At 64.1% G+C, this 16,224-nt stretch carries 14 protein-coding genes; 9 read left to right on the top strand and 5 right to left on the bottom strand.

Features of this window, described 5'->3' with window-relative positions; genetic code table 11:
• The first annotated feature begins 183 nt into the window (after window positions 1-183).
• The 4 genes from RX327_RS33220 to RX327_RS33205 are packed head-to-tail and all read left to right on the top strand — an operon-like array spanning window position 184 to window position 6,785.
• Complete coding sequence (locus RX327_RS33220; protein ID WP_283088448.1) at window positions 184-1,455, top strand: Wadjet anti-phage system protein JetA family protein; 1,272 nt, start codon at window positions 184-186, stop codon at window positions 1,453-1,455.
• On the top strand, window positions 1,445-2,086 hold the full coding sequence (locus RX327_RS33215) for a DUF4194 domain-containing protein (protein WP_317248403.1): 642 nt from the start codon (window positions 1,445-1,447) through the stop codon (window positions 2,084-2,086). The genes RX327_RS33220 and RX327_RS33215 overlap by 11 nt, the downstream gene beginning before the upstream one ends.
• The gene (locus tag RX327_RS33210; RefSeq protein WP_317248402.1) at window positions 2,083-5,583 is read left to right on the top strand and encodes an SbcC/MukB-like Walker B domain-containing protein; all 3,501 of its coding nucleotides are present in this window, start codon (window positions 2,083-2,085) and stop codon (window positions 5,581-5,583) included. The genes RX327_RS33215 and RX327_RS33210 overlap by 4 nt, the downstream gene beginning before the upstream one ends.
• The gene (locus RX327_RS33205) at window positions 5,580-6,785 is read left to right on the top strand and encodes a Wadjet anti-phage system protein JetD domain-containing protein (RefSeq protein ID WP_317248401.1); all 1,206 of its coding nucleotides are present in this window, start codon (window positions 5,580-5,582) and stop codon (window positions 6,783-6,785) included. Before RX327_RS33210 ends, RX327_RS33205 begins: the two co-directional genes overlap by 4 nt.
• Window positions 6,786-6,906: 121 nt before the next feature.
• Here the strand turns inward: RX327_RS33205 and RX327_RS33200 are convergent, their stop codons facing one another.
• Entirely contained in the window at window positions 6,907-7,347 is a 441-nt protein-coding gene (locus RX327_RS33200; protein WP_317248400.1) for a metalloregulator ArsR/SmtB family transcription factor, read from the bottom strand.
• A gap of 231 nt (window positions 7,348-7,578) precedes the next feature.
• Between RX327_RS33200 and RX327_RS33195 the strand changes: the two genes are divergently transcribed.
• A complete protein-coding gene (locus tag RX327_RS33195) occupies window positions 7,579-8,100 on the top strand; it encodes an arsenate reductase (azurin) small subunit (RefSeq protein WP_283088443.1) in 522 nt (173 codons plus the stop codon).
• A gap of 15 nt (window positions 8,101-8,115) precedes the next feature.
• Window positions 8,116-10,728 carry an arsenate reductase (azurin) large subunit gene (locus tag RX327_RS33190; RefSeq protein WP_317248399.1) on the top strand — a complete coding sequence of 871 codons (2,613 nt, stop codon included), beginning with the start codon at window positions 8,116-8,118 and terminating at the stop codon, window positions 10,726-10,728.
• 38 nt (window positions 10,729-10,766) lie between these two features.
• On the opposite strand, the gene arsH is transcribed toward RX327_RS33190, so the two are convergent.
• Genes arsH through RX327_RS33170 form a run of 4 tightly spaced genes read right to left on the bottom strand, consistent with a single transcriptional unit; the run spans window position 10,767 to window position 13,102 of the window.
• The gene (gene arsH, locus RX327_RS33185) at window positions 10,767-11,483 is read right to left on the bottom strand and encodes an arsenical resistance protein ArsH (protein WP_283088442.1); all 717 of its coding nucleotides are present in this window, start codon (window positions 11,481-11,483) and stop codon (window positions 10,767-10,769) included.
• The gene (gene arsC, locus RX327_RS33180) at window positions 11,476-11,877 is read right to left on the bottom strand and encodes an arsenate reductase (glutaredoxin) (protein ID WP_283088441.1); all 402 of its coding nucleotides are present in this window, start codon (window positions 11,875-11,877) and stop codon (window positions 11,476-11,478) included. Before arsC ends, arsH begins: the two co-directional genes overlap by 8 nt.
• Window positions 11,874-12,575, bottom strand: coding sequence for an MIP/aquaporin family protein (locus RX327_RS33175; RefSeq protein ID WP_317248398.1), 702 nt, complete (start codon window positions 12,573-12,575; stop codon window positions 11,874-11,876). Before RX327_RS33175 ends, arsC begins: the two co-directional genes overlap by 4 nt.
• The gene (locus RX327_RS33170) at window positions 12,575-13,102 is read right to left on the bottom strand and encodes an arsenate reductase ArsC (RefSeq protein ID WP_317248397.1); all 528 of its coding nucleotides are present in this window, start codon (window positions 13,100-13,102) and stop codon (window positions 12,575-12,577) included. The genes RX327_RS33175 and RX327_RS33170 overlap by 1 nt, the downstream gene beginning before the upstream one ends.
• A 132-nt stretch (window positions 13,103-13,234) precedes the next feature.
• On the opposite strand from RX327_RS33170, the gene RX327_RS33165 reads away from it, so the two are divergent.
• The 3 genes from RX327_RS33165 (at window position 13,235) to RX327_RS33155 (ending at window position 16,220) form a co-directional block, all read left to right on the top strand.
• Window positions 13,235-13,552, top strand: coding sequence for an ArsR/SmtB family transcription factor (locus RX327_RS33165; protein ID WP_283088437.1), 318 nt, complete (start codon window positions 13,235-13,237; stop codon window positions 13,550-13,552).
• A 51-nt stretch (window positions 13,553-13,603) separates the two neighbouring features.
• Complete coding sequence (locus RX327_RS33160) at window positions 13,604-14,974, top strand: NAD(P)-binding domain-containing protein (protein ID WP_317248396.1); 1,371 nt, start codon at window positions 13,604-13,606, stop codon at window positions 14,972-14,974.
• Between the two features lie 64 nt (window positions 14,975-15,038).
• Window positions 15,039-16,220, top strand: coding sequence for an MFS transporter (locus RX327_RS33155; RefSeq protein WP_283090675.1), 1,182 nt, complete (start codon window positions 15,039-15,041; stop codon window positions 16,218-16,220).
• Window positions 16,221-16,224: the final 4 nt, after the last annotated feature.

The raw sequence follows: 16,224 nt of genomic DNA, 5'->3' as shown, positions 1-16,224 counted from the left end.
GAGCGCGACGGTTCAATCCATTGGCTGAAGGACCGATAGATGAAGCTTTTTGGTTATCTTCCGGAGACCCTTTTCAAGCCTCTGTCGGGGCCGAAGAAGCACGTCTATGCCCGCCTCCTGATGCGCCTCTACGAGAGGATTTATTCGGCCCGCATCCTTGAGACGCCGCTCAGGGAGGAGGTCGTGAAGCAGATCGAGATCGGTCTCTCCGAGTTCGGCATCGGGTCGATGGGGGAGCTTTCCGAGGGCGATCCTGAAGAAGATCAGACCACGAGCCAGGCCCACTACCTCGCCTACTACAGATTGCGTGACACTGGCTGGCTCGCGGAAGAGACCGAGAAATGGCGCACCTATGTCGACATGAACCCGGACGCGTTCATGGTCCTGGGCGCGATCACCGACTTCGGTAATAGCCGCGTGCGCGTCGCCGGCGCCGTGGTGGATGTCAAGAACAACCTGGAAGCTGCGTTCCGCGAGCCGGAGACGATGGCCCAAGGCCTCGCCAACGCGCACGACACGGCTTTGCGGTTCGCTCGCAGCATGCGCCGCATCCTTGCCGGTATGCGTGAGATTGAGGACCGCATTCTGGGCAATCCGAACGCGGCGGCCATCCTTCGCACGTTCTTCCAGGACTTCGTCGACGGGCTGCTGATCGCCGACTACAAGCAGCTCAAAACGTCAAACAATCCCTACCGCCACCGCCGCACGATAGCATCGCTCGCGGGCGACATGCTTGCGGACACCGAGCGCCTCGGCAAGATCGCGCGGGCGTACATCGAACAGGGTGTCATGGCCGCGGGCGCCACGATCGCTACTGCCGAGGAACGAGTCGTCGCGGAGCTCGAGAAAATCAAGAGCGTGTTCGAGGACGTCGGCCCCTTCATGGACAAGATCGAGGATTTCAGGGATCGCCTCGAACGCCGCATCCGCACCACCGTCCACTACATGGACGTCATGGGAGAAGGCTCCGCCGAGCGGATCGTCCGGCTGATCGAGCAGATCTCGAAGATCGGCAGCGACGAGGTCGAGATCCGGCTGAGGTCGCCGGATGTCGGCCTGCCGATCACGTCGCTCGCCCTGTACACCCCTCCGCCGCCGAAGGCTCCGCCCGAGCGGACGCGCTTCAAGGTGCCGAAGCAGGATCCCTATTTGCGCGCGTATGTCCAGGCCACGACCGAGTTCGACCGGATGGTGCGCGTGTCGGACCAGAAGCTGCTCGAGTTCGCTCGTCGGCAGATGCAGGGCCGCGACGCCGTGTCATCTGCCGAGATTGAGATCGAGAGCATCCCGGATCTCTTCGCCTACCGGGCCCTGCCGAACCTGGCGGCGGTCGGCCGCTCGGTTAAGTTAGGCGAATTCACGATCACGCTCGAGGAGGGCCGCACCGCCAACGACTGGATCGACGTGACCGCCTTCCGGATCGAGAGAACGAGGGCCACGGCCGATGCTGCGTGATCTTTCCAAACTCATCGACGACGCGGACTCCGAGGGACACGACGGCGACCAGCTGCAGAAGGAGCTGCGCCAAGCTGCCCAGGCGCTCTGGCGCGCCCAGTTCATCTACGAGAACGACTGGGGCATGAAGAACTCCTACGAGGCGCTCCGCCGCCACACGGGCTACTTCGAGAACCTTTTCGACGCGCTCGGCTACCGAGTCGTGGGCAGGCCGAACGACGGTTACGTCGGCCTGGTGGCGAACGAACTGCCTCCGCGTCAGAGCATGAAGCTCGACGAGAGCCTGCTCCTGCTGGTGCTGCGGCTCCACTACGAGGAAGCCTTCACGCGGTTCGAGGCCAAGGAATTCGGCGAGGTGGAGGTCGAGAGCGAGCAGATCCTGCAGATCTACGAAGATCGGACCCATCGGGAGCGGCCGAACTTCGGGCGGGTCAAGGAAATCCTGGCCGGCTTCAGGCAGCGTGGCCTAGTGCGGATCGAGGATCGGGACGACAGGAACTTCACGCTGTTCCTGCGACCGGCGTTGCCGATTGTGGTCTCCAAGGACACGCTCGGATCGCTTGAGGAGTTCGTGTCGCGCTCCACGGCAGCGACAGCAAAAACCGACGCCGCGACCGAGGTGCAGGCGTGATCGAACTTCGTCGCATCATTCTGGTCGACTGGTATCTGTTCCGGGCGCAACAGGTCGACATGCGCGGCATGACCGCGATCATCGGTCCAAACGGGGCGGGGAAATCGGCGATCATCGACGCCGTGCAGACCGTCCTTTCAGGCGCCAGCATGGCCAGCATCCGGTTCAATCCGAGCGCCCAGAGCAACGTCAGGAGCAAGCGGACATTGCGCGACTACTGCCTCGGCGTGGTCTCGCTCGACGAGAAAGGCGAACGGTCGGAGCCTACGCGACAGCATGCCTACACCTACGTCATCCTGGTCTTCGAGGACCTGGCCGACGGCTCGGCGGTGAGCCTCGGCGTGGCGTTTGCGGCATCGGCATCGCGAAGCGAGGAGTCATGCGAGGCGCGCTTCATCGCCAAGGGAGCGCTCACCAAGGACGACATTCTCGTTTCGGTCGGCGATGACGAGGTCGAGACGCTGCAGTGGCATGCCGTGCGCAACGCGTTGCGCGCCCGGAAAATCGAAGTCGACGACGCGTTCTCGAGCGCGACTGACTTCGTGGCGGAATCGCTCAGGGCCTTGTCGCCAGCGGGTTTCCCACTCGATCCGAGGCGCTTCCAGAGGGCATTCCGCAACGCCCTGCTGCTGAAGCCAGTGGACAATCCGACCGAGTTCGTACGGAACTACGTTCTGGATGTCCAGCCTCTCCAGGTCGACAGGCTTCGGCGCGGCATCGAGCATTGGCGTTCTTTGACCCGCCGCATCGAGGAGTTGAAGTCGCAAAGCGCGAGCCTTGCCGGGATCCTCCGCATCGTCGGCCGCGCCCTCGAAAACGAACGGGTCATCACCATTACGGGATGGCAGATCGTCCGCCTGGAGTGGGAGAAGTTTCGCCGAGAGGCGAGGCGGCAGGAAGAGGCTCTCGCGCAGCTTCGTAGTGCGGCGAGTAGGGCCGAGGTCGAAGCGACGGCAGCTGCAGCCCGGCACGCAACGCTCGATGCCGATCACAAGACCGTCGAGCTATCGATCAAAACGAGCGACGGCGAACAGCTCGCCCAGATGTACGAGTCCGATAGGAACTTGACCTTGGGGCAGCGCGCCAATGCCATGGCGCCCGTCAAGGAGATCGAGGGGCTCATCTCTTCGATCAGGAAGGCGGTCGAGTTGAACCTTCTGGTTCGGCGCGACGACCTCTTGCATGCGCTGCTGAGTGCAGTCGTCGTTGCTCGGGGGCGCGCCCCACTTTCAGAGTGGGACAAGCCGCCGCCCGAAGACTGGAAGGACAGCGCCTCGTACCTGGACGCGGCCCTCGTGGCTATCGATCCGGAACGGCTCGAGGCGGCTCGAAAGACGTTTTCGGATGCCCATTTCCACGCGCGAGTAGCGACCAAGGCCCTGCAGGACCGCATCGAGTTGATCGACAGCAACTTGAAGCGGATGGAACAAGGGTTAAGCCCCATCGAGGGCGGCACCCGGGATCTGATCAGGCAGCTCGCCTCGTATGGCATCGAAGCCACCCCGCTGTGTGAAGTCGTCGAGATTCGCGACGATAAATGGCGGATGGCGGCCGAGGCCGTGCTCGGTCGCTCTCGCGAAGCCTTGATCGTCGAGCCATCGAGGGCGGTGCGCGCGCTCGAGATTTTCCGGGAAGGCGGAGAGCATTCGTACAGGGACGCCGAGGTCATCAATACGACCAAGACGGACAACACCCGACCGGCCGAAAAAGGCTCCTTGGCGCAGATCATCACCACGGAAAACCGTCACGCCAGGGCCTTCCTCAACTATCGCATCGGTCACCTCATGTTGGTCGAGGAGATGGACAGGATGGTGGCTGCGGAGAACGCCATTACCCCGGACTTGATGATGCAAGGCGGGCGCACGGTCCGGCGGCTGCAGAAGCCGCGGTACCTGAAACTCGGTCGCGCCACGCAGGACCAGATGCGCCAGCAGCTTCAAGCCGAACGACAGCAGTTGCTGCAGGAGCTTGCCGAATCGGCCGGCGGAGTGCGGCGTGCGGAAGAAGACGCCCGTTTGTTTGAGGGTATGTTCGCGCAATTCCGGTCGATGCGGGAGGCCGGCCTGACATGCCTCGACAGCGGCGCATCTCTGGTTGCCTTCGATCGGAAGCTCGATGAGATCGGGAAGAACATCGAGGATGCCAGGCGGAATCGCGATCCAAAGCTTGTCGCCGAACTGCAGCGCCTCGGCATCGAGCTCAAGACGGCCGGTCGGGTGAAGTCAGAGACGCAACAATCCTTCAATCTTGCGCAAAGCGCGCGGCATCGTGCCGAGGGCGCGTACGACGATTACATGCAAAAGAACCGCGACGTCTTGGCCGCGGCACGGCGCGCCCGCGCGCGTCAGATGCGGGACGGATTCCCACAGTCGACGGACATGCGCGATTATCGGACGAAGGTGGCCGAGATGACCACCGAGTCGATGCCGGATCGTATCACGGGCCTCACCGCGGATATGGAGGCCCGGTCCACGACTCGCCGCTCCACGCTCATGCGCGAGATGACCAATGCGATGAACAAGCACGGTCAGGACTTCCACGTCGTGCCGCCGTTCACCGCGGAGGAAGGAACGCCAGCGGCCGTGGGGCAATGGGCGACGGCCGAGAAGGAACGCCTCGATGCGCACGAGCTGGTCCAGTACGAGGAGCAATGCCGTAACGCCGCGACCGAGATGACGTCGGCGTTCCGCGACGATCTTCTTCATCGCCTCGACGATGCCTTCACCGGCATCAAGTCCACCCTGAACGAGCTCAACCGCCACCTGAAGGATCGTCAGTTCCATGGGCGCGACTACTACTCGTTCAGGGCGTTGGAAGCTCCGACCCATGTCGACATGATCGAGCTCGTCGAGGAGTCCAGGAAGCCGGAGTTCAATCTGCCGCTCTTCGGGGATCGCAGCGACGACGCGAAATCCCCCATGATGCGCGCCGTCCGCCAGATCGAGGAGATCCTGTCCAATCCGGATGCGCGGACCGAGGAGATCGAGGATCCGCGCAAATATTTCAATTTCGAGCTCTACATCCAGGACGCCGAGGGCAAGATTCGCTCGTCGCTGACGAGCCGCGCGGGCACGGGATCCGGAGGCGAAGGGCAATTGCCGTTCTACATCGCCATCGGCGCCTCGCTGGCCGCCACCTACCAGAACCGTCGCACCGGCGAGAGCGGACTGTCGCTCGCCATCTTCGACGAGGCCTTCAACCGACTGGACACGAAGGCGATCGGACAGTGCTCGGAATTCATGCGGGATCTGGGGCTGCAAGTCATGCTGGCCACCCCCGACGAAAAGCGGCACGTGTTCATGGAAGTGGTCGACACCGTCGTGAACGTGAACCGGCTCGGCAACCAGGTGATGATCGACACCGAGTTCCTGACGGAGAAGGCCCGCGACGCGATCGTTGCGATCGATCCATACCGCAAAGGCTTCGATGTGTTCAAAGCCGAGCTGATCGCCGCCGAGAAGGATGAAGCCGTCCCACAAGACCAGGCCGCGGAATGACCGATCTTCGCACGGTGGATGTCGGCGTCGAGTTTCTCGAACGGCTGCTGGAGCGGAGCGAGCGCAACCCCGATCGCTCCCGACCGGCTTCCGCGGCTCCCGAGTACGACAGGCTCTCGACCGCGCAGCAGGTGAGCCGCTTCCACGATCAGATGGCGGCGGCGGAGAGGTTCGGCGCCGTCGAAGTGCAACAGGGCAAGAGGGACCGGAGCCACCTGATCGAGCGGGTCCGTGTCCTGAACCTGGAATTGCTCGCCAGTCACCTTGGTCGCCAGACCGCGCCGGCGGTCGCGCAGCGCGTCAGGGACGAATTGCTTCCGGTTGCAGCGACCGGAGAACCATGGGTTGCCAGCCTATTGGACGAGATGACAGCCAGGTGGGCGCGCGGCGAGGCCGCCTATCGCCTGACGGCCGCCCAGGCCGATGCCGCCAAGGAGTTCTTCACGCTGTTGGGGTCCATCTCGCGGCAGGAGGCCCGGGGACTGGACGCGCGAACCTTCTCCCAAAAGGCAACGAGCGACACGAAGGCCTTCGATCGGCACGCTTCGCGGCTCGCCGCCGTTCTCGGCGTCCGGATCGGACAGCCCGACGCGGCGGCGGATGTGGTCTGGGCGCACATCGGGCTGGAGCGTTTCAGCCACCCTGTTCACCTCAGGGGACCCGTTACCGTGGAGCACGCCAGCGGCCGTCTAACCGACGGCCGCGCCAAGCCGTTCACCTCCATTCATCCGGAGATGCTCTCGCAACTGTCGGTCTTGGAGCGGCCGACGTCGGTCCTGACGATCGAGAACTACGCAAGCTTCAATCGGCAGGTTCGCGAGATCGAGGACGGCGGCCTGGTCGTCTACACCGGTGGATTTCCGGCGGCCGGGGTAGTCGAGCTTCTGTCGAAGGTCCTGACGGCAGTGCCAGTGGACGTGCCGTTCCTTCACTGGGGTGACATCGACGCCGGCGGTCTGCGTATCTTCCGGTACCTGGAGGAAAAGCTGCCCCGCAGGCCACGGCCACACCTGATGAGCAGGGAACTGGCGGAAGACTACGGTCAACCGGCCGCGGCGGACCCGAGTTTGACCTCGATCGCGAGATCCGACAGCGCGGTCCGCGAACTGGCCGAATGGCTGGCGTTCGGATCGGATGTGCGTCATTTGGAGCAGGAAGCGCTGGAGCCGGAGCGGCCATCGGCGGCAATTAGCGCCTCATGAAACGTTCATATGTGTCTTCAAGGGGCTTAGCGCTGTTCGTGCGCCGCACCGGCGGCCGCATGACGCCGAAAAGCCCTGCGAGCGTCGGACCGCCAGTCCCCAGAGCGTCCAGGTCACGGGATCAGCCCTTCCGCTTGATCGCCTTCTTCGCCGGCTTCGTCTTCGCCGGCGCGCAGCAGGCCACGGCGTCCGCAGCGACGAGGTTGCAGAGCTCGGGATGGCCGTCGCAGCAGTTGTTGACCAGGAAGGCGATCAGGGACCGCATGCCGTCGACGTCAGAGCGGTAGATGATCGTGCGGCCTTCGCGGGACGAGCGCAAAAGGCCGGCCCGCACCAGAATGGCGAGGTGGCTCGAGAGGGTATTGTGCGGCGCGCCGATCGTGTCCGCGATTACACCGGCGGTGATGCCGACCGGTTCGTGCTTCACCAGAAGCCGGAAGATCGCCAGCCGCGTCGGCTGGGCGAGTGCGGCAAGAGCGGAGATCGCGTGAGGGTCCGTCAGGCTCCCTTCGGCCGACCTCATGCTGGCGTGGCTGGCGACCGCCAGCATCGATTTCCGCATTCCGTAGTCTCCGCGCGAGTCGTCTAGGTGCGTCATCTTTAACCCACGGAGCAGGTGACAAGCCAGCACGTTTCGACTATTGAATATGTCGAGACGTCTCGACACATCGTAGCCCTTCGATGTGACGGGCATGCGACAGAATAAAGAGCGCTCCGGCCGGTAGGCGTACCGGGCCGATCTCGAGGAAACACCCGCCAGTAGGCGTACTGGCGAACCCGAGGAGCATTCACCATGTCGCGTTGCGATCGTATGGTCGATGTCGGCCGCCGTCGCTTCATGAGCGGGGCGGGTCTTGCCGCTGCCGGCGTTGCCGTCAGCTCAATAACACCTTCGTCAACCCAAGCCGCGCCGGCAGCCGCACGGGTGGACTATCCCGTCAACCGCCTGGCCAACGTCGAGGATCTCAAGCTCAACGAGCCGCTGAACGTTTCCTATCCGGACGCCAACGCTCCCGGCGTGCTTCTGAAACTCGGCAAACAGGTGCCGGGCGGGGTCGGCGCCGAGGGTGACGTCGTCGGCTTCACGACGATCTGCCCGCACAAGGGCTTCAGCCTCAATTACAGCGCGGCTGATCGGACCATGAACTGTCCCGGTCATTATTCCCGCTTCGACTGCGAGGCGGGTGGCCAGCAGATCTGGGGCCAGGCCACGCAGAATCTCCCGCAATACGTGCTGCGCGTCGATGACAAGGGCGACATCTACGCCGAAGGCGTGGACGAACTGCTCTACGGCCGCCTTTCCAACGTGCTCTAAGGGGGAGGAACGACCATGGCCTACAAACGTCAAATCGACCGGCTCCCGATCATCCCCGCGGACGCCAAGGAATCCAACGTAACGTGCCACTATTGCATCGTCGGATGCGGCTACAAGGCATACACCTGGTCCACCAGCAAACAGGGCGGGACGGGGCCCGATCAGAACAAGTTCGGCGCCGATCTGAGCAAGCAGCAGGGCGCGGAGACGGTCGCCTGGTATTCGCCTTCGATGTACAACATCGTTCGTCAGAACGGGCAGGATGTGCACATCGTCATCAAGCCCGACAAAGACTGCGTCGTGAATTCGGGCTTGGGCTCGGTCCGCGGTGCCCGCATGGCGGAGATGAGCTACTCCCAACAGCGCAATACGCAACTGCAGCGCCTCACGGATCCCATGGTCTGGCGCTATGGGCAGATGCAGCCCACAAGCTGGGACGATGCGCTCGACCTCGTCGCCCGCGTGACGGTCGCAGTCATGAACGAGATGGGCGAAGATGGCGTGTTCGTCTCGGCGTTCGACCACGGCGGCGCCGGCGGCGGATATGAGAACACCTGGGGCACCGGCAAGCTCTACTTCGGCGCCATGAAGGTGAAGAATATCCGCATTCACAATCGGCCGGCGTACAACTCGGAAGTCCACGCCACCCGCGACATGGGCGTGGGCGAGCTCAACAACTGCTACGAAGATGCCGAGCTCGCCGATACGATCGTCGCGGTTGGCACCAACGCCCTCGAGACCCAGACCAACTACTTCCTGAATCACTGGGTCCCGAACCTGCGCGGAACTTCGCTCGACAAGAAGAAGGCCGAGTTTGGCTCCGAGCCGGTGGAACATGCTAAGGTCATCATCGTCGATCCGCGTCGAACGGTGACGGTCAATGCCTGCGAGGTCGAAGCCGGCAAAGACAACGTCATGCACCTGGCGATCAATTCCGGCACCGATCTCGCCCTGTTCAACGCGTGGACGACCTACATCGCGGACAAGGGCTGGCTCGACAAGGCCTTCATCGATGCCTCGACGACCAACTTCGATCAGATGAAGGCCGCCAACAAGATCAGCCTGGAAGAGGCCGCGTCGATTACAGGTCTTACCGCCGATGAAATCCGTAAATCCGCCGAGTGGATCGCGCAGCCCAAAGCGGCCAATGCACGTCGGCGAACGATGTTTGCCTATGAGAAGGGCCTGATCTGGGGCAACAACAATTACCGCACCAATGGCGCCCTGGTGAACGTCGCGCTCGCGACGGGCAATATCGGTCGGCCGGGCGGTGGTTGCGTCCGTATGGGCGGACACCAGGAAGGCTACTCGCGGCCGTCCGATGCGCATGTCGGGCGACCCGCCGCCTACGTCGACCAACTCCTGATCGAGGGCAAGGGTGGTGTCCACCACATCTGGGGATGCGACCACTACAAGACGACGCTGAACGCGTTCAAGTTCAAGCAGGCCTACAAGAAGCGCACGGACATGGTGAAGGACGCCATGATGACGGCGCCCTATGGTGACCGCCCCGCGATGATCAACGCGATCGTCGACGCGATCAAGGAGGGCGGGCTCTTTGCCGTCGACGTCGACATCGTACCGACCAAGATCGGCGAGGCGAGCCACGTTTGGCTGCCGGCGGCGACATCGGGGGAGGCCAATCTTACCTCGATGAACGGCGAGCGCCGCATGCGCCTCACCGAGAAATACATGGACCCGCCGGGGCAGGCGATGCCCGATTGCCTGATCGCAGCGCGCATCGCCAACCACATGGAACGGGTGCTGCGTGAGCAGGGCAAGGCCGACGTTGCCGACCACTTCAAGGGCTTCGACTGGCAGACCGAAGAAGACGCCTTCATGGACGGCTATCATCAGCATGAGAAGGGCGGTGAGTTCGTCACCTATGCCCGGTTGCGCACCATGGGGACGAACGGCTTCCAGGAGCCAGCGGTCGGGCTTGAGACCACAGGGCCTGTCGCCGCTGGCACGTCGACCGGCGCAACGACGGGAGAGGTCTTGAAGGGACCGGCCATCGAAGGAACTCGCGGAAAGGAGCCGGTTCAGAAAAAAGGGGCAGCAACGTCAGCGACGGTTTCGCCCGCATCGAGCGGCACCGAGCGGATCCTCGGCACCAAGCGGCTCTATGCCGACGGCAAGTTCAACAGCAAGGATGGCAAAGCCAAGTTCATAGAGACGCAGTGGCGCGGCTTGCAGGCGCCCGGCAAGGAGGCCGAGATGAAGAAATTCCCGTTCCTCATCAACAACGGCCGCGCAAACGTCACCTGGCAGAGCTCCTATCTCGACCAGGACAACGAGTTCGTCACGGATCGGATGCCTTATCCCTACCTCCAGATGAGCCCGCAAGACATGGACGAGCTGCGGCTCAAGCAAGGCGATCTGGTCGAGGTCTACAACGACAACGGCTCGACCCAGGCCATGGTCTATCCGACGCCGACCGCCAAGCCGAAGCAAACGTTCATGCTCTTCGCCCAGGCGAACGGCGTGCAGGGGAACGTGGTCTCGCCCGGGGTGAATGAATTCATCATCCCGAACTACAAGCAGACCTGGGCGAACATCCGGAAGCTCGCGGATGCGCCGGAGGGCGTGAAGCATCTCAGCTTCAAGTCCGCGGAATACAGGGCTTGAGGGCAGCGGCCCCGAACAAGCGTCGGGGCCGGCCGGCTTTACAAAGCTCTCTGCAAGGCGAGCCGTTCCTGCAGCTTGGTCGCCTCTTCCTTGCGTTCGCTGTATCGGTCGGTGAGGTAGGCCGAGCAATCGCGCGTCAGCAGCGTGAACTTCATCAGTTCTTCCATCACGTCGACGATGCGGTCGTAGTACGGGGACGGGTTCATCCGACCCGCGTCGTCGAACTGTTCGTAGGCTTTCGCTACGCTGGACTGGTTCGGAATCGTGATCATGCGCATCCAGCGGCCGAGCACGCGGAGCTGGTTGACGGCGTTGAACGATTGCGAGCCGCCGCTCACCTGCATGACGGCGAGGGTCTTGCCCTGGGTCGGGCGCACGGCCCCGATCGCCAGCGGGATCCAGTCGATCTGGGCCTTCATGATGCCAGTGATGCTGCCGTGGCGCTCCGGGCTGCTCCAGACCTGTCCCTCGGACCAGGCCGACAGTTCCCGCAATTCGGCGACCTTCGGGTGGTCCGCCGGCGCGTCGTCCGGCAGCGGCAACCCGGACGGATTGAAGATCCGGCATTCGGCGCCGAATGCCTCCAGCAGGCGCGCAGCTTCTTCGGCCGCGAAGCGGCTGAAGGAGCGTTGACGCAAGGATCCGTACAGCAGCAGGATCCGCGGTTTGTGGGTGGACGGTACCGGTCTTAGACGCGAGAGATCGGGAAGCGATACGGCGGACGAGAGGTTCGGCAGGTTTGGTAGCTCAGGCATCAATTACTTCACCGTCTTCCTTCACGAACCGGCCGATCTTCCCGTTGGGCAGGATGTCCAACACGACTTCCGACGGCCGGCACAGCTTCACGCCCTTGGGCGTCACGACGATCGGTCGGTTGATCAGAATTGGATGCTTGATCATGAAATCGAGCAGAGCGTCGTCGGTCCACTTCGGATCGTCGAGTTCCAGCTCCTTGTATGGCGTGCCTTTCTCGCGCAGCAGGGCGCGGACCGGTATGCCCATGGCCGCGATCAGCTCCACCAGCTTCTCGCGGCTCGGAGGCGTCTTCAGGTACTCGATGACGGCCGGCTGTTCGCCGCTCTGGCGGATCATGGCTAAGGTGTTGCGGGACGTGCCGCAGTCGGGATTGTGATAGATCGTGACGGTCATCGTGGTATCTCCGCGATCGGTACCGGGCCGCGCGCCTTCGGCCGCCCCAGCATCCAGTTCATCAGGAGCATGCCTGCGAAAGCGCCGACCAGCTCGGCGAGAATGAAACCCGGCAGGTCCGTCGCGCGAATGCCCGAGAAGGTGTTCGTCAGCGAGCGGGCGATCGCCACCGCCGGATTGGCGAACGAGGTCGAAGCGGTGAACCAGTACGCCGCGGTGATGTAGAGGCCGACCAGCCAGGGAACGGCCGTCCGCTGGAAACGGATGCCGGCGAGGATGGTGGCGACCAGACCGAAGGCGGCGACGGCTTCGGCGAACCATTGCGCGCCGCCCGTGCGGACCTTCAACGAGAAGTCCATCAGCGGCAGAGCGAACATCAGGTGAGCCGCCATCGTGCCGGCGATGCCGCCGGCGATCTGAGCGATCACGTAGAGCACGGCTTCCTGCGGTGGAAGCTCGCGCTTGCCGGTGAAGACCAGGGTGACGGCCGGATTGAAGTGGGCGCCGGAGATCGGTCCGAGAATGGTGATCAGCACGACGAGAATCGCGCCCGTCGGCAGCGTGTTGCAGAGGAGAGCGAGCGCGACGTCCTTGGTCAGGGTCTCGGCCATGATGCCGGATCCCACGACGGTGGCGACGAGAATGCCGGTCCCGAGGGCTTCCGCGGCCAGCCGCCGGGAGAGATCGAACTTATCCATCAGCCTGCCTTTGGGTGAGGGGTCGTAGCTCCGTCCATGCGGCCGATCTCGCGCAGCTTGGTGCCCAGGGAGAGCTTGTCGATGCCGCGCAGCGGCAGGCTGACGAAGACACCTATCCTGTTCTTCAGATACCGGAATGCTTCGAAGAATGCAGCTTCCTTCTCGATGTCCGTGCCTTCGACCGCGGCCGGGTCCTCGATGCCCCAATGTGCGGTCGTCGGTTGACCCGGCCAGACCGGACAGGATTCACCGGCGGCATTGTCGCAAACGGTGAAGACGAAATCCATCACCGGCGCATCGGGCGCGGCGAACTCGAGCCAGCTCTTCGAGCGCATCCCGTCGGTCGGGTAGTTCTCCCGCTCGAGGACCTTGAGGGCGAACGGATTGATGCGCCCCTTCGGCTGGCTACCGGCGGAGAACGAGCAGAAGCGACCTCGCCCATCTTTCCGCATGATGGACTCTGCGAGGACCGAGCGAGCGCTGTTGCCGGTGCACAGGAAGAGGACGTTGTAAACGCGGTCGTTCATGGCGCTTCCCCTCAAATTCGACCTGTCGAGACTTATCGAAGTATTGTCCGGGGGTCAACGAAAAGGGGCTTGTATTTCGAAGATTCTGGAATTATGGTAGGAGCAGCGTAACAAATCCGTCGTGAGACCGTTATGAAGCTCGACGACGCCGCAGCCCACCTCGAAGCTCTGGGCAACCCGACGCGCCTCAAGATCTACAGGACCCTTGTCCGCGCCGGCGAGCCCGGCATGCCCGTCGGCAAGCTGCAGGATCGACTGAAGATCGCCGCATCCACGCTTTCGCATCACATCAAGACCCTGGTCACGGTGGGCCTCATCACGCAGGTCCGCGAATCCACGACGCTCGTCTGCCACGCCAACTACGGGACGATGCGCGAGCTGGTCGACTTCCTCGTCGCCGAGTGCTGCGCCGACGAGGCCGCATGCAAGGAGACGAAGAGCGCCGCGTAGTCTTCGCGGGCCCCTAATTTCGATCATTCTAGTTTCATGGGAGAATACGCCATGAGCGAAGCGAAGAGGGTAGCCATCATCGGCGCGGGTCCCGTCGGGCTCGCGGCTGCGGCCCACGTGATGGAGCGAGGCATGACGCCGGTCGTGCTGGAGGCAGGACCCGAAGCCGGCCACTCGGTGCGGCGGTGGCGGCACGTCCAGCTCTTCTCGCCGTGGGAATACAACGTCGACAAGGCGGCGGCGCGCCTGCTCGCGCCGACGGGCTGGAATTCGCCGGACCCGCACGTCTACCCGACCGGGGCCGAGCTCCTCGAGCGCTACATCGAGCCGCTGGCGACCAAGACCGCGCTGCGCGACCTGATCCGGACGTCGAGCCGCGTCACGGCGATCAGCCGCGTCGGCTTCGACAAGGCGAAGACCAGGGGCCGCGAGCAGGCGCCCTTCGAACTCCGTTATCAGAACGGCAAGGGCCCGGAGACGCTGCGGGCAGACGCCGTGATCGACGCGTCCGGAACGTGGGCCTCACCCAATCCGGCCGGCGCCGGCGGCCTGGCCGCGATCGGCGAACGCGAGGCGCAGGCGAAGATCGCCTACGACATGCCCGACGTGCTCGGCAAGGACCGCGCGCGCTATGCCGGCAAGACCGTCGCCGTGCTCGGGGGTGGTCACTCGGCCATCGGCACCCTGACCGATCTGGTCACCCTCGCGCAGCAGGGGTCGGGGACACGGCCAATTTGGCTGCTTCGCAGCGGCAATCCTGAGAAAAGCTTCGGGGGCGGGGCGAACGACAAGCTGGCAGCCCGCGGCGAGCTCGGTGCCCGCTTCGCGTCACTCGTCGCCTCGGGTCAGGTGCAGGTCGAAGCCGGCTTTCCGGTCGCGGCCGTCACGCAGGCCGATGGCCGGCTTCGGGTCGCGACGTCGTCCGCCTGCTGCGGACGCAGCATCGTCGTCGACGAACTGGTGGTCGCGACCGGCTTCCGTCCCGACTTCGGCTTCTTGAGCGAGATGCGGCTTCGGCTCGACCCGGCGATCGAGGCGCCCGTCGCACTTGCGCCGCTGATCGATCCCAACGAGCATAGCTGCGGAACGGTGCGGCCTCACGGCGCTCGCGAACTGGCGCATGACGAGCCGGGCTTCTATCTGGCCGGCATGAAGGCCTATGGGCGCGCCCCGACCTTCCTGATGCTCACCGGTTACGAACAGGTCCGCTCCATCGCGGCCGACATCGCCGGCGACAGAGAGGCCGCCGAACGCGTCGAGCTCGAATTGCCGGAGACCGGCGTCTGTACGCGCGGCGGAGTCGAGGGCAGCGTCGGCGCATCCGGATGCTGCGGAGGTCCCGCGAAGCGAGACGCATCTGCCTGCTGCGCGGCTGATGAGAGCGCGAAGAAGGCCGGCGCCGCCGGATGCGGATGTTCGTAATCGGCGGGGCGCGACGATGAGTGGCCGAAGCACTGGCCTGGAAGGCCGATCGCTGATCGTCGCGATGTGCCTCGGACAGATCGGGAATCTGCTGCCGCACGTCGCTCTCTCCGCCAACCTCGCGCAGCATCTCATGCCCGCCTGGGGGCTGAGCGCTGCGGAGGGCGGCCTCATGGCGAGCGGCTATGCCTTCGGCTACATGCTCGCCGTCCCCATGCTGACGACGCTCACCGACAGGATCGATGCGCGTCTGGTGCTACTCTGTGGCTCCATCGTCAGCGGACTGGCGACGGTCGCGTTCGGTGTGCTCGCGCAAGGCTTCTGGTCCGGTACCGTCATCTGGGCTTTGGCGGGCATCGGTTTTGCTGGCGCCTACATGCCCGGCTTGAAGGCGCTCACCGATCGCTTGCCGACCGGCGACACGTCGCGGGCGGTCACGCTGTACACGTCGAGCTTCTCACTTGGAGTCGGGCTTTCCTTTCTGGTGGCGCAGGTCATCGCGGACGGATGGGGCTGGCGCTGGGCATTCGTCGTGACGGGCGTCGGACCCGTCGCGATGGTGATCGCATGCCTCCTGATGGACGAGCGTCTGCCCGAGCCGAAGCAAGGGCGCCTCCTGGATTTCAAGCCGGTTTTCGCGAACCGCGAGGCGCTCGGCTACATCCTCGGCTACGGGGCGCACTGCTTCGAGCTCTATGGCATCCGGACCTGGTTGGTCGGATTCTGGACCTTCGTGATCGGCCATCAGGGCGCTCCTTCGTGGCTTTCGCCCGTCGCGGTCAGCTTCGTCTTCGCGATCCTCTCGATGCCCGCCAGCGTTCTTGGCAACGAGGCGGCCCTGAAGTTCGGCCGTCATCGAGCGATCACGGTCGTGATGGTTATCTCCGCCGCGGTGGCACTGCTGCTCGGAGCGAGCGTGAGCGCGCCCGCTTGGGCCCTCGCAATCCTGCTCCTTGCCTACGGACTGACGGTGCCTGCGGATTCCGGCGCGCTGACCGCCGGCATGTCGGCGGCCGCCACCCGTGAGCATCGCGGCGCCACGCTGGCGCTTCATTCCACCGTCGGCTTCGGACTTTCGGCCGCGGGCGCTTGGGGAACGGGCTTGGCGCTGGATCACGCCGGTGGGCCGCAAAGCCCGACCGGATGGCTGCTGGTCTTCGTGGTGCTCGCCGCCGGAATTTCGGTGGGGCCGCTGGCGCTCCTTTGGGCTCGCAAGGGCGAACGAAAAGCAGGCGCGGTCGCGTGATAGC

The sequence above is a fragment of the Bradyrhizobium sp. BEA-2-5 genome, assembly GCF_032918025.1.
GTDB lineage: Bacteria > Pseudomonadota > Alphaproteobacteria > Rhizobiales > Xanthobacteraceae > Bradyrhizobium > Bradyrhizobium pachyrhizi.
Note: the sequence above shows the minus strand (reverse complement) of the source record. Positions and strands in the feature narration are given on the sequence as shown.